Here is a 22,546-nt window from a genome sequence, read left to right on the forward strand (position 1 = left end):
TCACTCCTTAAGCTCACGGGACTGGTAACGATGAAAGAGCGCGATGGGAATCAACAACAAAGCCAACATCACCATCGCCAACGCTGACGCCACCGGCCAATCGCGGTTATTGAAGAACTCCTCCCACAGCACCTTGCCAATCATCACTGTATTGGGGCCACCTAGCAGTTCAGGAATCACGTACTCCCCCACCGCCGGAATAAACACCAGCATGGAGCCAGCGATAATCCCACCTTTGGAGAGCGGCAAGGTCACTTTGAGGAACGTATTAAAGCTGCGCGAGCCCAGGTCTGAGGCCGCTTCAAGCAATGAGCCATCCAGCCGAGTCAGGTTGGCGTAGAGCGGCAATATCATAAAGGGCAGGTAGGCATAGACAATGCCGAGGATTACCGCAAAGTTGGTGTTCATCATGCGAATCGGCGAATCGATCAGCCCCAGCCAAAGCAGGGTGTTATTGATCAGCCCATTGTTGCTTAGGATGCCCATCCAAGCATAAACCCGGATCAAAAAAGAGGTCCAGGAGGGCAGCATGACCAACAACAGCAATACCAACTGCCAGTGAGCAGGCGCTCGGGCCATCGCATAGGCCATGGGGTATCCGATCAGCAGGCAGGCCAGAGTCGCCACAAACGCTATCTTCAGCGAGCCCCAATAAGCCGCCACATAGAGGCTATCGGACATCAGGAAGAGGTAGTTGCTGAAGGACACCACCAGACTCACCGTCTCGGCGCCGACATTCACGATGGCACTATAGGGCGGAATAGCGATAGCCGCTTCGGACAAGCTAATCTTGAGCACGATGCCAAAGGGCAACAGAAAGAACAGGGTCAGCCACAGTAAGGGTACAGCGATGACCCAGCCTCGGCGGGGTCTGAACCACCGCTGCAGGCGTTGCGAGATTGGGGCAGACATAACAGGTCTCCTGTCGAGAACGGGGCAGCCAGGCTCAGCGAGTCGCCTCAGCCAGTCACACAGAGCTAATCACACAGGCTAGTCGCGTAGAACGACCGCGCTGCGTTCATCCCAGTGGATATAGACCTCATCATCCCAGCCAGGGCGCTCACTGCGCCGAGTGGTATTGGCTAGGCTAACCTTCACCAAATGCCCCTGCTCGGTGCGTACGTAGTAGACCGAGAGCCCCCCTAGGTAGGCGATATCCTCCACCGTCCCCGCGGCCCAATTAAAATCACCCTTTGGCTGCTCAAGGCTTAGCAGGGTCTTCTCTGGGCGCACCGCCACCCAGACACCACGCTCATCAGCAGGGGTACTAATGCCGTGATCAATGCGGATACGCCGCCCCAATTCGGGGCTGTCGATAACACAGCAATCCGCCTCGTCCATCACGATCTCCCCAGCGAACAGATTCACGGTGCCAACAAACTCCGCCACCATGCGGTTGGCCGGACTCTCATAGACATCAACGGGAGATCCTACTTGAACAATCCAGCCATCAGACATAATCGCTACTCGGTCGGCCATGGTCATGGCCTCCTCCTGATCATGCGTTACCATGATGCAGGTCACCCCGACCCGTTCGAGGATTTCAACCACCTCCAGTTGCATCTCGGTGCGCAGCTTCTTATCTAACGCCCCCATGGGCTCATCCAGCAACAACAGACTGGGGCGCTTGGCCAAGGAGCGAGCCAGGGCAACCCGTTGACGCTGACCGCCAGAGAGCTGGTGTGGCTTACGCTTGGCGAAGCCCTCCATATGCACCAGTTTGAGCATCTCGGCGACCCGTTCGCGAATCTCCGCCTTGGGCAACTTGTCCTGCTTAAGGCCAAAGGCAATATTCTCGGCCACCGTCATATGCGGAAAGAGTGCATAAGACTGAAACATCATATTGATGGCCCGCTCATAAGGGGGAGTGCGGGAGATGTCCTTCCCCTCCAACAGGATCTGCCCCTCACACGGTTTCTCGAAACCGGCCAGCATTCGTAACAGTGTCGACTTACCAGAACCGGAGCCGCCCAGCAGCGCGAAAATCTCGCCACGGCGAATGGTCAGACTGACGTCATCCACCGCCAACGCCTCATCGAAGCGTTTGCTGACGCGGCGTATCTCCATCAGCGTCTCCTTCTGGACACGCGAACTCTTCTTGCCCGTCGTGGACGACATCTCTTGCTCAGCGGGCAGCTGGTGTCTGATGTCGGTCGAGGGATTAGTCAGGGTCATAGGTTGAGTCATAGCACTAGTCTCCAGAAGAGCAAGAGCCGCCCATTGCTAACCAAGGGGCGGCACACGATCAGCTGCCGGACTTCACCCGGTTCCAGATGCGCGTACGCATGCGCTGAACCGCTAATGGCTTCTCTTCTGCGACGTAGAGATTATCCATCACCTCCTGGTCTGGGTAGACCGCCGGATCATTGAGAATCTCAGGATCTAAAAACTCGTTGGCCGCCAAGTTGGGGTTGGCATAGACCACATACTCGGTGATGCTGGCGGCGATCTCCGGTTCGAGGATAAAGTTAATAAAGGCATGCGCGTTCTCTGGGTTCGGCGCATCGGCGGGGATCGCCATCATGTCAAACCACAGCGCCGCCCCCTCCTTAGGAATAGTGTACTGAATGGTGAAGTCGCGCCCTGCTTCCTTGGCGCGGTCGGCAGCCTGGAAGATATCGCCGGAGTAACCAGCGGCCACACAGATATCACCGTTGGCCAGATCCGAAATATAGCGTGACGAGTGGAAATAGGTAATATTGTCGCGCACCGCGGCGATCAACTCACCAGCAGCTTCGAGGTCTTCTCTCTCTTCAGAGAGCGGCGATAGGCCAAGATAAGCCATCGCTGGGGACAGCATCTCATCGCCGGAGTCGAGCACCGAGATACCGCACCCCCCCTGGTTAAGCGCAGAAGAAATCTCGGGGTCAAAAATCAGCGCCCAGGAGTCCACCGGTGCATCGTCGCCAAGGATCTCATGGACCCGCTCAACGTTGTAGCCGATGCCATTGGTGCCCCACATGTACGGGATCGAATATGTGCTACCTGGATCGACATATTCCAGGTCGTCCATTAAGTCCGGGTTGAGATTGACCATATTGGGGATCAGATCATGATCCAGCTCCAGATAAACGCCAGCACTGATCTGGCGGGTCAGGTAGTGATTGGAGGGTACGACCACATCGTAGCCGGAACGCCCCGACAACAGTGCGGCTTCCAACACCTCATTACTGTTATAGACATCATAGGTCACACGGATACCGGTCTCAGCGGTAAAGCGCTCCAGGGTGTCCTCGGCAATATAGTCTGACCAGTTATAGACGCGAACTTCATTGGCCTGAACGGCTGTAGCAGCCAAGGTCAGGGAAACGGTCGCCACCGCCACAGACAGCTTGTGTTGCTTGATCATCTCAGCACCTCAATGTTGTTTTTGTTGGATCAAAAGAACCTATATTTCAGTCTAGCCGATGCGTTTCGTAGAAGTCTCAACGAACCGGCCTCCGGCACAGCCGAGTTTTATACACTAAGCAGCAAAAACTCCCGCTCCCAGGAGCTGATTACGCGCTTGAAGTTCTCGTTTTCCACCCGCTTCACCGCTACATAGCCACGTAGGAATTTGCTTCCCAAGTACTCCTCCAGCTCGGCACAATTCTCCATACGCTCCAACGCATGCTCCAGGGTAAAAGGCAGCCGCATATTGCGCCGTTCAAAGGCTCGCCCTTGGACCGGTGCTGTGGGACTGATGCCACGGGTCATACCGATATAACCACACAGTAAGCTCGCCGCGATGGCCAAGTAGGCATTGGCATCGGCACCGGGCAGGCGATTCTCCACTCGGCGGTTGTGTGGCGTGGAGTCGGGCACCCTCAAACCACAAGTGCGATTCTCCTCGCCCCACTCCACATTGACCGGTGCCGAGGTATCAGGCAGGAAGCGGCGGAAGGAGTTAACGTTAGGCGCCATCAGCGGCAGTGCCTCAGGGATAAACCGCTGCAAGCCACCAATATGGTGCAATAAGAGTTCGCTCATGGTGCCGTCGTCGTTGGAGAAGATACTCCGTCCTGTGGCGGCATCCAGAACACTCTGATGAATATGCATGGCACTGCCCGGCTCGTTGGTCACCGGCTTAGCCATAAAGGTGGCGGCCACATCATGTTTCAGAGCGGCCTCACGCATAGTGCGTTTGAATAGGAACACTTGATCCGCCAGCACCAATGGGTCGCCATGACGGAAATTGATCTCCATCTGGGCAGTTCCCTCTTCATGGATAAGCGTGTCAATATCCAACCCCTGGGCTTCGCACCAGGCATACATGTCTTCGAACAGCGGATCGAACTCGTTGGCAGCATCGATAGAGAAGGACTGACGGCCAGTCTCCTGACGCCCACTACGGCCAATGGGCGGCCGCAGCGGCAAGTCAGGATCTTCGCAGCGTTTGGTTAGGTAAAACTCCATCTCCGGCGCCACCACCGGTTTCCAGCCCTTAGCCTCATAGAGCGCCAGCACCTTCTTGAGCTGGTTACGACAGGAGAGCTCGATAGGATTACCTTGTTTATCGTAGCAGTCATGGATCACCTGGGCGGTAGGCTCCAAGGCCCAGGGCACTGGGAAGGCGGCGGAGAGGTCCGGCTTGCAGATCATGTCGATATCCGCTGGATCGAGCAGCGAATAGTAAATATCGTCTTCTACATAATCGCCGGTAACGGTCTGCAGCAGCACACTCTCGGGCAGGCGCATGCCCTTCTCGGCAACAAACTTTGAGAATGGGGCGATTTTGCCCCGGGCGATGCCGGTGATATCGCTAACCAGACACTCAACTTCAGTAATCTGGTGCTCCTTGAGCCAACTCTCAAGATCTTTCATAACAGCCTCGTGTCTTGGCACAGCGGTGGATTCCGCCGCCCACGTTTTCGTTATAGTCGGTCGCGCAGCTTGTAGAAGGCGGTGGCCAACACCAACAACGGAGTGCGCAACCGCTCACCGCCAGGGAAGCGACGATGCGGCATGGCAGCAAACGTATCAAAGCGCGCACTCTGGCCGTCGATGGCCTCGGCCATCAATTTTCCAGCGAGCCCAGCAAGCGCCATGCCATGGCCAGAGTAACCCTGGGCATAGTAGAGGTTAGTACCCAGCCTCCCGAAGTCTGGGGCTCGGTTAAAAGTGATGGCCACATCGCCACCCCAGCGGTAGTCGATGGGCACCCCCGCCAACACAGGGAAAAGTCGAGCTATTTTGGCGTCCATGCGCGCCTGCAGGCTGCGGGGTTCGCGACCGTCGTAGCTGACCTCGCCGCCATAGATCAGCCGCCGATCGCCGCTAAGCCGGTAGTAGTCGAGGACGAAATTGGCATCTGACAAGGCGTCGTTCTGGGGTAGCACCTGGGCAACCTGGGCCTCGTCAAGAGGGGCGGTGGCAACCATATAGTTAGCGGCACGCATGATGCGGCCATCCAGCCAAGGAATTAGCCCACCAAGATAGGCATTACCGGCCACCACGACAAAGTCGGCGGTGACGCAACCGTGGGCGGTGCGCACCCGAGCAGGAGAGCCCTCTTCCACATCAAGCACAGCGCTCTGCTCATGAATGCGCACCCCAGCCTGCTGGGCGGCTCGGGCCAGGCCCAACGTGTAATTGAGTGGATGCAAGTGGCCTGCCTCACTCTCATAGAGCGCACCAGGGTAAGCATTGCTGACCACATGCTCACGCAGAGCATCACCTTCCAGCCAACTCAAAGCTTGATAGTCATAGTCCCTAGCCAAGCGATCGCGGAAATCGCATAGCTCCTTGATATGACGAGCTTTTACCGCAGCATGCAGATAGCCCCAGCTAAGGTCACAGGGGATGGCATGACGCGCCACTAGATCAGCGGTTAAGCGCACCGCTTCGCGGCTCATCTCCCAGATCTCTCGGGCGGCTGTGTTACCTAGGGCATGTTCCACGGTAGCGATATCGGTGCCGAGCCCCGGCAGGATCTGTCCACCACTGCGTCCGGAAGCACCATAACCAATCTCGCTGGCCTCTAGCAGTACCACCGAGTGACCGCGCTCAGCCAAGTGTAGGGCCGCTGAACAGCCAGTGATGCCACCTCCGATCACGCAAACATCAGCACGGGTATCACTATTCAGGGGAAAACAAGGGGCGAGTTCCACTGCCACACTATCGCGATAGTAGGAGCGGGGGCTGCTATAGAGTGGTACGTCGGTGGTCATACAGACCTTCCTAATAGAGCATGGCACCATGGCCATTAGCATTATTATTGTTGAATATAACTCACCACATCATCAGGAGGAGGCTTATGCTTAGTCTGTCATCAGGCCAGGGGCAGATGTCAAGTATTCGATACCAACTTTCTTATTTTAAATGCTCTAACCGCCACCAAAAATCAAACTATTTCGCATTAATATCAATTATTTAAATAATTAAAACAAAAAAAACAAACCGATCGTTCAAAAGCAACAAATTTCTTAAACCAAACTCCACCAACACTCAATGCAGCACTACATGAGCGCGACATCGATGCCATAAATGGTGATTATTCTATACCCTCCAACCCACTGATCGGTCGGACCAAGGAGCCCCCCTGCCAGGGTCACGCCACCAATGTCGCATTGTCTCCAGTTAGCGCCTTTGTTCTATTGAAACAACCGAATAATACACTTGTTTTAATCGTTAATTTTACTCCTCAGATCGCCATCCACGCCAATATGCTTGGCTTTCTTGGCATTGCACCGAGTCCTGAAGCGTTCACAGGCCTGCTCCCCATAGCATGTCCGTGGAAAACACGCTGTTTACCGGCTATCGCCTAGGGGGCATGGTGAACATTACACGAGGAGTGGACCGATAGCGTCTTCACTGCTGCCAGCTATATCGGTCACGCGTCGCCACTCATCGAGGCGACCGAGAGGTAGCAACTACACTATGAGAATGATTCAATGTCCCGTATGGCACGAGAAACACTGCTGATCCACCCTAATACCCATTACACGTCGAGCACAGACAGCTGAGTGCCGTTCAACGTATACACCAACCGACCGTGACAGCGTCGTGGTCGTTTCCAGCCTCTCCGCGCTGCGCTCGCCTGCTTGCGAGCGCAGCTACCTAGTGCTTACCCCACTGTCCGCTGCGCTTCATGGCGCCCCACTGGTGCTTACGACGGGAAAACCATTGCCATAAACCACGGCAGCGCCAGAGGGTATTTAATTGTCGATAACCAAAGTTTTCTAGTACTGCGACTAAGAAAAGCCGCCACATATCTCTACGTTTTGCATATACACGAAAAGATAACGTTTCGAGTAAGAGGCCATTAACCGACAACAATATCCCCATACCAATGGCAACTAGCATGAAGACAATTAACGCGACTGGCGATATAACACCTAGGCTAAAGCCTACGATCATAAAGATGTATCCCGCCAACTCAATTAATGGCCCAAGCCATTCAAACAATGTCATAAAAGGCCATGCCAGCCACCCCGGCGCACCACCTCGCTTACTCACTGCCAACTTGGTATGGCGCGACAAGCTTTCTGCCAAACCGCGTTGCCACCGGCTGCGCTGTTTACCCAAGGTGGTTAGGTCTTCCGGTGCTTCTGTCCAGCAAATAGGATCTGGCAAATACTGAATACGATATGGAATGCTTTTTTCACGATGATAACGGTGAAGTCTAACCACTAGCTCCATATCCTCGCCTACAGTAGTGGTACTGTAACCGCCCACATCAATAACACGTTCACGATTAAATAAACCAAACGCACCTGAAATTATTAACACCGCGTTCATCGGCGACCAGCCTAAACGGCCAAATAAGAACGCGCGCAAATACTCTACTATTTGAAAACGTGCCAAGAGACTCCGAGGAATTCCTGCTTCAAGTAAATAGCCGCCCTGCACTTGGGAGCCATTGGCAATGCGCACCGTGCCACCGGCAGCTATCGTTCGCTCATCTTCTAAAAAGGGTTGAACAACTCTTAACAGGCTGTCTCGCTGCAGAATAGAATCCGCATCTACGGCGCAAAAAAGTTCATGCCTAGCTGCATTAATCCCTGCATTCAAAGCATCCGCTTTTCCGCCATTTACTTTATCAATAACTTTTAGGTGACTATAACGGCGCGAACGATAAACACCTAACACCTCTTGATGAGGAACGCTGCGTCGCAACGGCTCCGGGTACTCTTCTAATTCAAAGGCATCTTTCATCACTGCCAGCGTGTTATCTTTAGAGCCGTCATTTATCACGACTATTTCAATCTCGGGATACTGTAGCTGCATGAGTGATAAGAGCGAGGTGCGTATCGTCGCTTCTTCATTAAAGGCAGGCACTAGCACCGACACCGCTGGTTCAACACCAAGATAAGGAACCGTTTCACCTAATTCAGAACGTTGTCGCATGTAGCGGCGAAGGCTAATCATTGATAGTACATTGAGCGTTAGATAACCACCATTAAGCAGTACAAAGTAGCCAATAAAGCCTACTTGCCCCCACCAAACCCAGTCGATGCTCAGCGCAGCTTGCCAGCTTTCCATCAACGCATCTCCACTATTGCACGGCGCAACGCATCACGGCCATAACGATCCTGTAGTCCTTCGTATAGAGCATTCAGATGGGGCATATCGATGCCCGGTAACGCCACTAACGCATCTGCCGCCGCCTGCCGTACCCACCAGTTAGAATCACTGAGCACACGGGCAAATTGTGCATCATCATCAATCTTTGCCTGACGCTTAAGCGCCCTCACCGCTGCCACTCGCACCTGCGGTAGTGGGTGATCAAGCATCTTAATAATCAAGGCTCTATCTTGTCGATCATGTAACTCTGCTAAACAGCGTAACGATGCACACATGGCGTCGCGCTGCTCATCGCTTAACTGCGCAGAAAACGGTGTAAGCCTTAGGCAACGTCTCGCCCACCCTGCTGCGTTGGCTGGTACAACCCACTCAAGGAGCGCCACAATACGTGGAGATGATGCTTGCTGTAGCGCCGCGATAAGCGGTGGATCTGTGGCCGCTCGTCCAGCCTGTTTACAAAGTGACTTAAAACGGAGGTACGCCCAGTCTCGGCGCTGCACATAAAAGGGGACGAGAAAGCGCATAGCGCGGGCTGGGTTCATTGCCACCAACACCTCTGCGGCGGCAAGACTCTCTATCGCGTTGGATGACGTTACCAGCGGTGCGACCGACACCCAATGCCGCTCGTCCTCTACGTAGCGCAGACAGGTAAGTGCCAACAGCCGCCGATGCACCTTTCTGCTATCGAGAAGCGTCACCACATACTTATCCATCGCCAGGTGGTTAAAAAATGTATTGAGCCTCTCTTTGGTACTCCCGCGAAGTTGGCGCTGAAAGTTCACCCATATCAGCAATAACCAGAAGCGCTCTTCCTGGCGCTGCTGAGCTAACAGCGGCAATTCGACACGCTCTCCCATACTCCAAGCAGTAACGACTGGGCGCCATCGTTGAGCAAAGGCGGCTCGCCTCCGTTCACGCCTAGCGGCCAAATCAGCGAGCACCAACACATTTAGCATCACTGCCAGCGTCAGCACGGCGAGCGCCAGAGCACTATAAATAGCAAGCCGTAGGGCAGGATCTGAGGGCATAACGGTGAGTTGCTGAAAAGCCGCTTGAAACAACTCAACCAATGTATAAAGCTCAGAAGGCACGACGTATGCCTAACTGTATGCCGTAGCGATTATAAATATCCCCCTGACTTAGCCAACCAAGATCCCAAGCAACAGCCCAATGGGCATCTAGCCAGTGGCGGCCACGTACTCCAAAGCTGGAAACCGAAGAGGTAAAGACTTTTCCATCCGGCAGCCCCTCTTCCTCGCGCCCAATACTGGCACGCATACCGACAAAGCTTAAGTCATTGTAATAGTGATCTAGTGCTAAGGCATGGCCTACTGGCGTGCCTGCGCCCTCAACATCACTGATATTCAGGGTATAAGCGCCACGCCAATTTCCCCAATAGCGCTCACCTCCTAGTGCGAGCCGATCAACCTGAGAGTCGTCATACTGTGTACGGCGTAGACTAGCGTGCCCCAACCAGCCGTCAGGCAATAAGCGCTGTATACGCAGGTCTGCGTACCAGCTTGGCAGAAAACCGGCGTCAAAGGCTTTACCCATTTCGGGCTGAATCACCCAGTATTGCCCTAGTGGTATCGCAGCCCCTGCTTCAACACCTTCATCCCACTCACCATAACGGCGCTCCCGTAGGGCAGCGCCATACCATGTTAATCCAGCAGCCGTTCGATGCTGGGCATCAAGACGCTGGGCTTGCCAGGAAGAGAATCCGCTGTCTAGATGCTCGTAGCGTTGCGAGACTTCCATTTCAGTTCTGGCATCACTGGCGGCTGCTAATGGAGCAGCTGTCAAGGCCAGCACACACAGTCCTAGCAACCACCCCAAAGCTCTGCTGCCTTTGCCAATCGCACAGTAAGCGTGTGTCATCAGTGCTCCTCTTAGCGTTTCCGCAAAAAGCGGCGTAAACGCGCCAATAATTCGTCTGGCTGGAACGGCTTGGTGACATAGTCGTCTGCCCCCAGCTCTAGCGCACGAACAATATCTGCCTCCCGCGCCTTGGCAGTTAACATCAATACTGGCACGTCTTCCCAGACAGGCTGCGCACGCAGCCGAGCAAGAACCTCTAAGCCATCATGGTAGGGAAGCATAATATCCAGCAGAACAAGCGCTGGAACCTGGCTACTACTCGCCCCTAACGCAATGCGCTCGAGTGCTTGCTTGCCGTCCTCAGCATGCTCGACACGATAACCGCTGCGCTCCAGGATAAAGCGCAAAAGAAAGGCAATATCTTCTTCATCCTCAACCATTAAGATGGTGGCAGTCGCTGATGGCATAGGCATCCCTTACATTAGTTAACAGCACTGTATCAGTGATGCGTAAACGAGGTATGAGTGATTCTGGGCAACCGAAACCAGAAACAACTACCATTCGGAGGCTCGGAGTGGAAGCCGATGGTTCCCCGCATTTCCTCAACAAGGGCTTTGGTAATTGCCAGCCCTAATCCAGTGCCTCCCGTACGGCGCTGGTCTGATCCGTCCGCTTGAGCAAAACGATCAAATACACGAGGCTGAAACTGGTGTGGAATCCCCCTGCCGTGATCGTTCACACTCACTTCTAGCCAGTGGCTATCCACTCGTCTTGCACTCACCTCCACACATCCACCTTGGGGCGAATGCTTACACGCATTGGAAATCAGATTAGCCATTACTTGGGCAAAACGCTCGGGATCCACTTCAACGAGATCGCCATCTTCTATTGGCGCCGATGAGTTACTTACACCTGGCGTATCTAACCGCTGAGGGTCATAAACTAAGGAAACACCAACATGAGTTGCATAGGGTTGGTTAGCAGTTACCGCTTGTTCTAACAACAACTTCAGTTGCACTTGCTGCCACTGAAAGGTTAGCTGACCACTTTCAAGTTTTTCAATATCTAAGATGTCATCAATTAAACGTTTTAATCGTTGGCCGTTATTGTTCGCTACCGACACTAAACGCTGTGTATCACTGTTTAGAGCACCTCCGATACCACTATGCAATATATCTAACGCCCCCAAAATCACCGTCAACGGCGTGCGTAACTCATGGCTCACTGTCGAAATAAATGTTTTCTGCATCGTCAGAATTTGCTGACGATGACGCCACTGACTGATTATCGACATACTAGTAATCATTAAAAGCAGCGCAACAAAGGCAGCGCCCGCTCCCCATATCCATCGTGATTGGCGTGCTTTTCGGGTAGCCTGCTGAGTATGTTCGTTTAGCAGCTCTCGCTCATGCAGCTCCATATCGCCCAGGTAGCGACGCAGCTGATCCATTGTTTGCCTGCCACCCGCTGCTAATAACCTTAATGCTGCGGCCTCCATACCATCACTTTCACGCACAGCAATATTAGCCTCAGCAATCTCCACTCGCCGAGCCAACAACGTGTCAAACCTCTCATTAAAACGCCCGTTATTTGCCGTAAATGCTGGTATATGCATCAGCTGATCGCGCTTATCTTCTAGTCTCGCTCGCGCGTGTTGATAAGGCAGTAAATAGGCAGGTTGACCAGTAATGACAAAACCACGCTCCCCCGTTTCTAAATCTAGCAACGTCGATTGAAATGACTGAATTAAAGTAATGCTTTCAAGATGCTGATGGACAGCATCATTAGATGCCAGTAACTCTTCTTGAACCCGCACCCCCTGCCACCCCATGGCGACAATAATGGAAACAGCCAGTAGTAGGGCAAGTAGCTGAAAGCGTCGCAATAGAGGGGTAACAGTATAGGATGTCAATGTGCCCCCAAAGAGTAGTAGTTAATAGAGAGATATCTTTACCTTATAGCAGCAATACCTTGCATTATCACGAATACCCATAGCTTACAGCTGATATAACGCTATGTTTAGCCAACACTCCTAATTAGTATATTGCAAGTTAGCCACTCACACTTGGCGTGATGCAAAACGTCCTCCCCGCCCCTGGCAGTGCTCACCGCGTGCGATCGCAGCGGCATCGAAGACGCCGGTGTCCAGGACCCAGGCGGTGACAAGCGTGGCGGGGGTCACGTCAAAGGCGGGGTTCCACACGGGGGCATTCTCAGGTGCCCAGACAACATCCCCAAAGGCGCCTGACGCTCCGCGAATTTCTGCCGCATCGCGCTGCTCAATTGGAATATCACTACCAGACGCACAGGCAGGGTCCACCGTGGTGTAAGGCGCGACCACGTAAAACGGCACGTTATGATAGTGGGCGGCAACGGCGAGCATGTAGGTGCCCACTTTGTTGGCGAAGTCGCCGTTGGCGCAAATTCTGTCGGCACCAACCATGACTTTATCGACTTTCCCTGCGGCCATCAGGCTGGCAGCCATGCTGTCAGCAATCAGTTGGTAGGGAATATCTAGGTCAGCCATTTCCCAAGCGGTTAAGCGGCCGCCCTGGAGCAGTGGGCGAGTTTCATCCACATACACGTGCAGCGCCACACCGCGTTGCTTGGCGATTGCTAACGCGCCAATGGCGGTGCCAACGCCGGCGGTGGCAAGCGCCCCAGTATTGCAGTGGGTCAGGACGCGGTCACCTGATTGCAAAAGGTCTGCTCCCCGCTCGGCCATGCGCTGGCAAAGCTCGCGGTCTTCTGCAAACAGTTCAGCGGCACGCTCAGCCAAGGCGGCTACCCCTTGTTCAAAGCAGGCTTCCATGGCATCCAGACAGTACATCAGGTTCACTGCGGTGGGACGCGTGGCACGTAAGCGATCACTGACGGACTGCCAATCACCGTTTGGATGGCGCGCGGCAGTCTGCGCCAGCACAAAGGCAGCGCTCAAGCCAATCAGCGGCGCGCCACGAATCGCCAGGTTTTTTACCGCATGCTGCCACTCTTCTGGCGAGTTACAGCGTACCCACTGTTCCGCCTGGGGCAGTTGGGTTTGATCCAAATACTCAAGGTAGTCGGCATAGACCCGTAAACTGCGTGACTGTAAGTGTGGCATTGATGAACTCCTTGAGCACTTGAACTTGACGCACAGAACAACGGCGCGGCTTATCAGGCGCGAAGCTTATCATATAGAATGGCTGCCACTAGAAGAGGCGATGCAGACCCTATGATGACGCTACAAACTGAATTGCTGGATGCCATTTCATGGGCGGCGCAGCAAGGCTGGACGCCAGCCACCGGCGGTAACTTTTCCGCCCGTACCGAGGCGGGGTATTGGGTCACCGCTTCTGGCCGGGATAAAACCCGTATTCAAGCCGATGACCTGCTGCTGTGCGACCTGGATGGCCGAGTGCTATCCGGCGACGGTAAGCCAAGTGCAGAAAGTGATCTTCATGCTGCGCTTTATCGGCTAGACCCGACCATCAACTGCGTGCTGCATACCCATACGTTAGCCAGCACCGTTTTATCACGACGCTTTCCAGAGGGCATTAAGCTAAGCGGCTTCGAGATGCAAAAAGCCCTGCAGGGCAACGTGACCCATGATGCGACTATTCGCCTACCCGTAGTGCCGAATGAACAGGATATGGAAGAGCTAGCCAGGCATGTACGCCTCGGCTGGCCGATGCCCTGGGGCTTTTTGGTGGCGGGGCACGGTATTTATGCCGTGGGCGATAGCATCGCTAGTTGCCGTCGGCACTTAGAAGCCATTGAGTTTTTACTGTCCTGTGTACTTGAAGAGAGCCGGTGGTCTAAATGAGTAACCCAATCGTACGTGCCGTTGTGACCGATATCGAAGGCACCACCACGGATATTAACTTCGTGCATAAGGTGCTGTTTCCCTACGCCCAGGCAAAGCTGCCTGACTTCTTACGCGCAAACGCTGAATCTCCGGAGGTCGACGAGCAGATTAACGCGGTACGCCGTGAAATGGGTGATGCTGATGCCACGTTGGATGCTGTCATTGCCCAGTTGTTGCACTGGATTGAAACCGACCAAAAAGTCACCCCACTGAAAGCACTGCAAGGCATGGTGTGGGCAGATGGTTATCAGCGTGGCGATTTTAAAGGCCACCTGTATAGCGACGTCGCCCCAGCACTGCGCCAGTGGCAGCAGGCAGGCAAAGCGCTGTACGTGTATTCATCTGGCTCGGTGCAGGCGCAGAAGCTGCTGTTTGGCTACAGCGATGAAGGCGACTTAACCCCCCTATTTAACGGCTACTTCGATACCCATATTGGCCATAAACGCGAAGCCACTGCCTATCAGCGAATTATCGAAGCGCTTGACCTGCCGCCAGCAGCAGTGCTGTTCTTATCTGATGTGGTAGAAGAGCTGGATGCCGCCAAGCAGGCGGGCATGCAAACCCTGCAGCTGGTCCGCGAAGGCACTCAGGCGGGCAACACCCATGCTTGCGTGACCCGCTTTGATGAAATAGCCGTTTAGATCGTTCTTGAAACAGCCCTTTAGCCCTTACCGCTGTCACCTTTAAGGAGAGCATAGAATGTCGCAACTGAAAGTATTTGCTGATCAAAATCCTAATGATGCCCTGCTGGACACCACCGACGGCGAGCAGATTACGACTGAGCTCAAGCGTGTAGGCGTACTGTTTGAACGCTGGGCAACGCCGGGCGAGATCGCCGACGACGCCACCCAGGAAGACATTTTGGCGCTCTACCAAGAAGACATCGACCGCGTGAAATCCATGGGCGGCTACCAAACCGTTGATGTACTGCACATGGTGCCCACGCACCCAGACAAAAACGCCATGCGCCAAAAGTTCTTAAACGAGCACCGCCATCACGAGGACGAAGTACGCTTTTTCGTTAAGGGGCAGGGGCTTTTCTGCCTGCATATTGAAGACAAGGTGTATCAGGTACTGTGTACCCGCAATGACCTGATCAGCGTACCCGCGAACACACCCCATTGGTTCGATATGGGCCCAGCGCCAGAATTCACTGCACTGCGCTTCTTCGATAACGTTGAAGGCTGGGTTCCTCACTGGACAGAGAGCGATATCGCCGGGAAGTTTGATCGTCTGGATCAGTTGTAAGCTGTGAATGGTGAATCGTAAGTTGTTAATTGTAGGAGGCAGTTTTAGCGCCAGCGCACCCGCGAAGCAGCGCCAGCGTTGCCGAAGTTGGCACCGAGGCCTGCTCGGTCACAGTGCCATTATCCAGGCGGCTATCGCCGCCGTCGCGGGTGCCTCATACGCTCGTCCCTCGCGAAATTCGTTACACCGCGCTACGAGGAAGCGCTTATAACACCTCTTGCTGGTTATACGCCCTGGCTAAATCCGCCAGCGCGCTAAGATCACAGTAGGTTTCAGGTTCCATAATTAATGCTTGGCCCATCAGCACATTGCGTGCTTCAAGCTTAGCGCGAAGGGCAGTATCTTCAATCTCTTCAAAATCAGCGTTGTGGGCCAGCGATAAAACGCGACGGTGCATTTCGATACCGCAGTAGGCCAGCGCATCCAGACGGATCTCTTCGAGCAACGCATCACAGGCGTCGTCAGCACTATTGCCCTGGGCTTCAAACAGCGCTTTCGGAAACAGAATACCGGTGCGTTCGGTTTGCCACAGGTGACGGAACTCAGCATCAAAGCGGGTAAAGCACGCCTCAATCACCTCAAGAATCCACGCTTGGTAGGTATCAAGCTCATCGGCTTGGCGATGGGCAGGCTGACTGAAGTAGGCCATCAAGAAGTTAGCGACGGCCATTCCTAAGTCAAAAGCCATTGGCCCATACTGAGAAAACTCGGGATCAATCACGCGCACATCCGACTCGGTGGCCATAATCGATCCAGAGTGCAAATCACCGTGCAGCATGGTTTCGGTATTCGCGGTAAATTTCATCAACAACCGCTGTACCTTGGCTTTTAATCGCGTATTCCGGCGCAATTCATCCACGACCGGCGAAAGCTCCGGCGTATGGTGGTTCATTTCGGCGCCGTAATAGGGGTCGGTAAATACCAGAGATTCAGTAATCGCAGGGATCGCAACGTTGCCTGAAAACAGTCCCACGTCAGCCTTTTTCTCAGGGCTGCTTAAGGAGAGTTCCGAGCCACGAAACGCCATGCGCGCGCAAAACTCACCGATGGCTTCACCAAGCTGGGTAACCTGCTCGCCGTTCATCAGCTTGCGACGCAAAATCGTGTGCGGGTGGAGGTACTCCATAACGATCAGCGCTTGGGGCTTGTCGAAATAAAACACCTCTGGCGCGATGCCAGGCGCACGCTGAGCTTGGCGCACTAGGGCGTAGTATTCAAAGTGGGCACGGTAAAGCGGCAGTGGCCAGCTCTCACCGACCATACGAACATAGGGTAGCGCTTGTTTTACCACCACGCTGCCCGCACTCCCCGATACAATGAACACCAGGTTGAGGTTGCCATCTCCTACTTCACGGATCTGCCACTGTCCAGGGTTGCCGCCCACTCGACTTGCAACTTCCTCTACATCACCAAGCCGCTGTGCCAATGTATCGACATCCAATGCCTCATAAGGCTGCTCGTGTGCCACCATTTTATCCCTCACGAAAAATGATGCTTGTTTGTCATACCCCAGCAGGGTTGTCAAATAGCAGCCTCACTAGCAGCGCCTCCTTACTTATTGGTCACTCAATATCGGCCACACAAACGCAGTTACGGCCTTGTCTTTTAGCTCTATAAAGCGCTGTGTCTGCATGGGCTAAAAACTCATCTGGCGTAAAGCGATTCGTCGGGCATAGCAATGCCACACCGATACTGACAGTAACAAGACGCTGCCCTGAGCAACCATAATTAGGGATATATAACGCCTCAATACTGCACCGGATGCGCTCCGCCGCTTGCCTTACTGCTTGTGACGTTGCGTTAGGCATCAACACCACAAATTCCTCGCCCCCAAAGCGCACCACTAGATCAGTATCTCGGCTATTTGCTTGTATGGTGGCCGCCACTTGGCGCAGGCACTGGTCACCCTGTAAATGTCCATAATAATCGTTGTAGGCTTTAAAATAATCGATATCGATCACCATAAGGCCCAAAAAATTATGCTTATCAATCGCTTCCTGCCAGCGTAGTGGAAAAATCGTGTCAAACTGACGCCGATTGGCGATATTGGTTAATGGGTCGGTAACCGACAACCGAGACAGCTTCCGATTGTCTTTTAGATAATAGCCAGATCTTATTTTTTCTTTCAAAACAAGCAGATACCCAGACCTTTCGCTGCGTTCAAGCCGGTAATTAGCAAACAGTGTAAATAACGCTTTAGCAACGATAGAAAACATCGCCAATCGCTTTGCTTCTATTGGCATCGGCTCATAGGCCACGATAAACGCCAACATTATCAAAACGCCAATGCCGGATGAGGCACAGGCATAGCTAAAACGCAGCGGATAAATAATATTTCCCACTACCAAAATAAGACCAAAAGAGAAAACATCTAAATAAGAATACGGCTCTGTTGACGTTACAAAAATCAAACAAGAAACCATCATGGCAACCACTACTGTCGTCGCCATTAATGTTTCACGTATGGCAGGAGCAACGCCACGATAAACCAACCACAGTATCGTCAAGCCAATAGGCAACATCACGCCTATTCGTAACTGCACCGCTGTGAGAAAAGAATCAGGCCGAAAGCTGTAATCGTTGATGAGAAACAAGCTATAAATAGAGGCGGCTATCAGCCCTGCCACCACCATATTGAGACTGCGCTGACGCTGAGTATCGGCCTCAAATCGCGCCTCAACCTCTTCAGAAAATTTCAATCGCCAAGGTCTTTTTTCAAGCTCTTCCTCCACGGCCTTAAGCAATGCATCGTTAATCATCCCTTGCCCCTCTACCGCTTGAGAGATTTTCTTTTTATTGCATAACCATGAAGAAATAAGGTTATCGCTTGCATGCTCAAACAGTTTGCCACACTAGCGCTTAGTTAAAAGCAATATTCTTTCATTTTTGAAACAATTCATACTCCATTGATAATTAATAATAAATACATTCTTTTATGCTAAAAAAAGACGCCCCGCTTATGCGGGGCGTCTGTATTGCACCAGAATGAGAGGTAGCGTTAACCGCCTGCAAACGTGGCGTACATAATCACCACCAATACCACGAGCACAATGCCGGTCGGCACGGCGCCTTTCCAAGGGGTAAGGTCAACATCGCCCGAATCTTCTTGTACCCAGGCGGTGGCGCGGGGGCGTAGCTTACCGATAATCAGCATCACGGCAACCAACAGCACGAACACGGCGGCAACGAAGTGGAACTCATGCATCACCACCGGCAGCTTGTTAAACGGCGGAACGAAATAACCCGCGGCGATCAACAAACAGCCACCCACCAGCGCTACTTTCGCTGCCATGGGAGGCACGCGCTTAGTCAGAAGCCCCACCAGAACAACCGCTAAAATGGGGATAAAGTAAATCGCGTTCATCTTCTGCAAGTAGCCGAACAGACTGTCTTGACCAGCCAACAGCGGCGCAATAATCATGGTGCTCACGGCCATGATCCAGCCAAATACCTTGCCGGATTTCACGACCTCTTCTTCAGTGGCGTCTTTTTTAAGCACGCCTTTGTAAATGCCCAAGCTAAAAATCGTGGTGGTGCTGTTTAGCGCCGAGTTAAACGAGGAGAGAATCGCTCCCACCATCACCGCAGCAAAAAAGCCTGTTAGGTACGGCGGCAACACGTTGAATACCAAGTGGCCGTACGCTTCGTCCGCGCGAATGCCTTGGTCAGCGTAAAGGTGGTAAGCAATGATACCCGGCAGCACCAGATAGAGCGGGCCTAACAGCTTAAAAAAGCCGGTTAGCAACACGCCTTTTTGGCCTTCAGCGAGATTTTTAGCGGCAAAGGTGCGCTGGATAATTTGCTGATTGGTGGTCCAGTAAAATAGATGCAGCAACAGAACACCGGTGAAGATAGTTGAGAATGGCACCTGCTGATCAGGGCCACCCACTGAATTAAACTTGCTCGGGTCGCTCTCTTTTAGGATGCTCCAGCCTTCCATCACGCCGCTACCACCGCTCACCGCTTGCAGGCCGAAGTAAACGATGACAAATCCACCGATCAATAGACCGACACCATTCAACGTATCCGAGACCGCCACCGTACGTAGACCGCCAAATAGCGCATACACCGCACCAATGATGCCGACCGTCCAGACAGTAGCCCAAAGCAGCGCCGTGCTCGACTCAATGCCAGTCAGGCCTTGAAGGTCTAGCATGCCCTGCAAGCCAATGGCACCTGAGTAGAGAATAATTGGCAGCAGCACCACCGCATAAGCAATTAAGAAAATAACGTTGGCAATCAGCTGTGTGCCATTATCAAAACGTATTGCCAGCAGTTGTGGGAGCGTGGCAATACCACTCTTAAGAAAGCGCGGTAGGAAAAACAGCGCCAGTGCCACCAGCGCAATAACCGCCACCACCTCCCACGCCATTACACTGAGGCCATCGGTAAACGCTGAACCGTTTAACCCGACCATCTGCTCGGTAGAGAGATTTGTCATCAACATCGAAGCAGCAATGAGTGGAAAGGTTAGCGTTCTGCCCGCCAAAAAGTAGCCGCTGGTACTACGGTGATCATCTCGACGCGTAATACGCCACGTCACAAAGGCCACCAGGCCCGTAAAAAAGATAAACGATGCCAGCGTTAGGGCATGCATGGAAAGATCCTTAGGAGTAGTCGCCAAGGAAGCAGACGACGCGGTGAATTTAGGTAAAATTACCAATATCGGCGTGATTCTAAGCAGGTGAAACGATTCATCTATTATTCTTTAGTAGCAACAAAGAACAAAAGAGACGGTTTTTTACTACTTGAGCAATCTTTTTACAAGGCGTTGGCGATGTTGGTCACTACGGCCATCCCAAAATGGCGTTGCATTGGCGACCGCTCTTAGGCTTTGTACGAAAAGTCGGCGAGCGCATGACGTTTTCGTACAAAGCCTAAAACCTGAATTCATACAATAAGAGCAGCACCGGCGCGCCATCCTTCGCCGGTAACGTAGTAGAGCGTTAATTAGAAAACTGGACAGCCTTCATAAAAGCCGCTGAAATCGTTCTACAATACGGCTATTAACATTTTTTAATGCTAGGTGACCTGCGCAAGCACTTCTCCTACTCACTGGCGTCAACGGTTAACTTGGAGTAAAAGCGATAATGACAGCGCGTTGGAAATCCTTGCCATTACGGTTTCGACTATTTATCTCGTTCGGTACGGTATTGGCACTGGCTATGTTGCTAGCACTTTATTTGCAGGCGCGCTCCCACAGCCAAGCGCGTCTGGATAATTTGCTAAACGAAGAGCTGCCAGCCCAAGTAGAGAGCCTTGCAACGCGCCTAACCCTGAGGCTAAGCCCTGCGTTGGCGCTATCGGAAAGCCTTGCCGACAGTTACTTTATTGAGCAGTGGGTGCGCGACGGCTTCCCTGACGCTGAACAGCCCGCCATCATGCGCTATTTGTCTCGTTTAATGGCGCAACTCGACACTGAGCTTTTGTTTATCGCGGCTCAATATCAAGGTCGCGGCTACTACTTTCAGTACCGAAACGAAGAGCTCTTAGAGCGTATGCTGCAAGCACCTGGCAGCGATGATGATTGGTACTATCAATTCACCGATAGCAATGCTGCTTATAATTTAAACTTAGACAGTGACACCTTTTCACCGGAGGAAGCATTTGTCTTCTTAAATTTTCGAAGCCGCGAAGAAGCGCTTAACGGCCGCCCACTGGTAGTGGCGGGTGCCGGTTTAGATCTTTCCCAACTGGCTCAGTTAATCGAAGACTTTCGATTAGGAGATACGGGGCGCGCAGCGCTACTTAGTGAGGAGGGTGAGCTACTCATTCGCAGCGACGAAACTAACCTTGAGGCGCTTCAAAGCCAAGAGGCAGACAACCTACTTCAAACTGATAGTGAACTCCGCGTGCGTGAGATCCAGCGTGATAACCAGTCGTTTTTAATCACCACCCGCTGGTTACCCGAAATTCAGCGCTATCTCATGGTTGAGGTCTCTAAAGAGGAGTACTTAACCTCAATCAGACAGCGCTTCTTGACGTCTACCGGCATCGGGTTTCTGATTCTCTTCGTTGGACTGGTTATTTTATATCCGCTCACTGGCAGTTTGATTCGCCCCTTAACCCGCTTTCAGCGTCAGCTAAAAGAGATCACCCACAGCCTTGATCTATCACGCCGCGTAGAAACTGATGACAAGGCTGAGCTTGGCGACTTAGCCGATCAAACTAATGAGCTGCTAGCACGGTTATCTCGAACCATTATGGCTGTTTCAAGTAATGCTCTGGCACTTACCCAGGTGGCTGACCGTTTAGCTCAAACAGCGGGCTTATCGGGAATCCAAGGGGGCGACATCAGTCATGAGGCAAACCAAACCATGGCCGCCGCCGTGGAAGAAATGGCGTCGTCCGTGGCTGAGATTACCTCGACCATGGAAGAGCTTTCCACCTCATCGACACAAATCGCTGACCACTCCCAGTCTGTCGTAGAGGTGGCGAATCAAACGCTGGAGCGCAGTCGTAAAGGCAGCACAGCGATGCAGCTGCTACAGTCTAAAATGCAAGATATCCGCAGTGACAGCGAGCAAAGCCTGTCAGAGATCATGGCACTAGGTGCTAAATCTAAGCAGATCAGCAAAGTCATGGAGCTGATTAACACGCTTGCTGCCCAAACTAAACTTATCGCTTTCAATGCGGCACTAGAAGCCTCTAGTGCCGGCGAATCTGGCCGCCGCTTCTCCGTCGTTGCTAACGAAATACGCCGTTTGGCAGACAGCGTTACTGACTCAACCCAAGAGATTGAAGGCCACACAGAAGACATTCAAAACGCGATTAACCGCCTCGTCGTTGCCTCTGAAAAAGGCGCATCATCTATTGAGAAAGGCGTCGAAGTCAGTGTTAGTACCGCCCAGGACCTAGATGCCCTTCTCAAAGCAGCCAGCCAAACCAGTAGCGCGGCACAACAGATATCACTGTCAACTCAGCAACAGAAAACCGCTAGCAATCAGGTAGTGATTGCCCTACGAGATATCGATACAGCCAGTTCGCGTAATGCACAGTCAGTGCGCAGCATTACCGATATCAGCCAAGATATGATTAATATGTCAGCAGAGCTCAATGCACTGGTGCAGGAGTTTACCCTGGCTCAGCAAGATGCTGAGCACCAACGCCCTTCGTGAGGATGCCGCG

The 22,546-nt window shown here is 52.9% G+C and carries 18 protein-coding genes; 4 read left to right on the top strand and 14 right to left on the bottom strand.

Annotation, left to right across the window (positions count from 1 at the left end; all coding sequences use genetic code 11):
* The 11 genes from HZS79_RS03800 to mtnA all read right to left on the bottom strand — a co-directional run bounded on the left by HZS79_RS03800 (window position 1) and on the right by mtnA (window position 13,426).
* Window positions 1–912, bottom strand: coding sequence for an ABC transporter permease subunit (locus HZS79_RS03800; RefSeq protein ID WP_179927089.1), 912 nt, complete (start codon window positions 910–912; stop codon window positions 1–3).
* A gap of 78 nt (window positions 913–990) precedes the next feature.
* Complete coding sequence (potA, locus tag HZS79_RS03805; RefSeq protein WP_179927357.1) at window positions 991–2,118, bottom strand: polyamine ABC transporter ATP-binding protein; 1,128 nt, start codon at window positions 2,116–2,118, stop codon at window positions 991–993.
* A gap of 127 nt (window positions 2,119–2,245) precedes the next feature.
* On the bottom strand, window positions 2,246–3,349 hold the full coding sequence (locus HZS79_RS03810; protein WP_162217167.1) for a polyamine ABC transporter substrate-binding protein: 1,104 nt from the start codon (window positions 3,347–3,349) through the stop codon (window positions 2,246–2,248).
* 107 nt (window positions 3,350–3,456) lie between these two features.
* Entirely contained in the window at window positions 3,457–4,803 is a 1,347-nt protein-coding gene (locus HZS79_RS03815) for a glutamine synthetase family protein (RefSeq protein ID WP_162217166.1), read from the bottom strand.
* 50 nt (window positions 4,804–4,853) lie between these two features.
* Window positions 4,854–6,149, bottom strand: coding sequence for an NAD(P)/FAD-dependent oxidoreductase (locus HZS79_RS03820; RefSeq protein WP_179927090.1), 1,296 nt, complete (start codon window positions 6,147–6,149; stop codon window positions 4,854–4,856).
* 889 nt (window positions 6,150–7,038) lie between these two features.
* On the bottom strand, window positions 7,039–8,463 hold the full coding sequence (locus tag HZS79_RS03825; RefSeq protein WP_202932241.1) for a glycosyltransferase family 2 protein: 1,425 nt from the start codon (window positions 8,461–8,463) through the stop codon (window positions 7,039–7,041).
* Window positions 8,463–9,596 (bottom strand): HEAT repeat domain-containing protein, encoded by a 1,134-nt coding sequence (locus tag HZS79_RS16935; RefSeq protein ID WP_179927091.1) that lies wholly within the window; start codon window positions 9,594–9,596, stop codon window positions 8,463–8,465. The genes HZS79_RS03825 and HZS79_RS16935 overlap by 1 nt, the downstream gene beginning before the upstream one ends.
* Entirely contained in the window at window positions 9,586–10,383 is a 798-nt protein-coding gene (locus tag HZS79_RS03835) for a YaiO family outer membrane beta-barrel protein (RefSeq protein ID WP_179927092.1), read from the bottom strand. The genes HZS79_RS16935 and HZS79_RS03835 overlap by 11 nt, the downstream gene beginning before the upstream one ends.
* A gap of 11 nt (window positions 10,384–10,394) precedes the next feature.
* Window positions 10,395–10,790: a response regulator gene (locus tag HZS79_RS03840; protein WP_162217162.1), complete on the bottom strand. Its 396-nt coding sequence runs from the start codon at window positions 10,788–10,790 to the stop codon at window positions 10,395–10,397.
* A gap of 32 nt (window positions 10,791–10,822) precedes the next feature.
* Complete coding sequence (locus HZS79_RS03845) at window positions 10,823–12,235, bottom strand: sensor histidine kinase (protein ID WP_179927093.1); 1,413 nt, start codon at window positions 12,233–12,235, stop codon at window positions 10,823–10,825.
* A 147-nt stretch (window positions 12,236–12,382) separates the two neighbouring features.
* Window positions 12,383–13,426: an S-methyl-5-thioribose-1-phosphate isomerase gene (gene mtnA, locus HZS79_RS03850; RefSeq protein ID WP_179927094.1), complete on the bottom strand. Its 1,044-nt coding sequence runs from the start codon at window positions 13,424–13,426 to the stop codon at window positions 12,383–12,385.
* Window positions 13,427–13,537: 111 nt separating this feature from the next.
* Here mtnA and mtnB point away from each other — a divergent pair, with 111 nt between their 5' ends.
* Genes mtnB through HZS79_RS03865 form a run of 3 tightly spaced genes read left to right on the top strand, consistent with a single transcriptional unit; the run spans window position 13,538 to window position 15,418 of the window.
* On the top strand, window positions 13,538–14,128 hold the full coding sequence (gene mtnB / locus HZS79_RS03855) for a methylthioribulose 1-phosphate dehydratase (protein ID WP_162217159.1): 591 nt from the start codon (window positions 13,538–13,540) through the stop codon (window positions 14,126–14,128).
* Complete coding sequence (gene mtnC / locus HZS79_RS03860; protein WP_162217158.1) at window positions 14,125–14,811, top strand: acireductone synthase; 687 nt, start codon at window positions 14,125–14,127, stop codon at window positions 14,809–14,811. Before mtnB ends, mtnC begins: the two co-directional genes overlap by 4 nt.
* Before the next feature lie 58 nt (window positions 14,812–14,869).
* Window positions 14,870–15,418 carry a 1,2-dihydroxy-3-keto-5-methylthiopentene dioxygenase gene (locus HZS79_RS03865; RefSeq protein WP_162217157.1) on the top strand — a complete coding sequence of 183 codons (549 nt, stop codon included), beginning with the start codon at window positions 14,870–14,872 and terminating at the stop codon, window positions 15,416–15,418.
* A gap of 205 nt (window positions 15,419–15,623) precedes the next feature.
* On the opposite strand, the gene mtnK is transcribed toward HZS79_RS03865, so the two are convergent.
* The 3 genes from mtnK to HZS79_RS03880 form a co-directional block, all read right to left on the bottom strand.
* Window positions 15,624–16,886, bottom strand: a complete 1,263-nt coding sequence (gene mtnK / locus HZS79_RS03870; protein ID WP_162217156.1) for an S-methyl-5-thioribose kinase — start codon at window positions 16,884–16,886, stop codon at window positions 15,624–15,626.
* A 94-nt stretch (window positions 16,887–16,980) separates the two neighbouring features.
* Window positions 16,981–18,177: a GGDEF domain-containing protein gene (locus tag HZS79_RS03875; protein ID WP_162217155.1), complete on the bottom strand. Its 1,197-nt coding sequence runs from the start codon at window positions 18,175–18,177 to the stop codon at window positions 16,981–16,983.
* Window positions 18,178–18,416: 239 nt separating this feature from the next.
* Window positions 18,417–20,015, bottom strand: coding sequence for a solute:sodium symporter family transporter (locus HZS79_RS03880; RefSeq protein WP_179927095.1), 1,599 nt, complete (start codon window positions 20,013–20,015; stop codon window positions 18,417–18,419).
* A 493-nt stretch (window positions 20,016–20,508) separates the two neighbouring features.
* On the opposite strand from HZS79_RS03880, the gene HZS79_RS03885 reads away from it, so the two are divergent.
* Complete coding sequence (locus tag HZS79_RS03885) at window positions 20,509–22,536, top strand: methyl-accepting chemotaxis protein (RefSeq protein WP_179927096.1); 2,028 nt, start codon at window positions 20,509–20,511, stop codon at window positions 22,534–22,536.
* The last annotated feature ends 10 nt before the right edge of the window (window positions 22,537–22,546 follow it).

It is taken from the genome of Vreelandella zhaodongensis, from assembly GCF_013415115.1.
Lineage (GTDB): Bacteria > Pseudomonadota > Gammaproteobacteria > Pseudomonadales > Halomonadaceae > Vreelandella > Vreelandella zhaodongensis.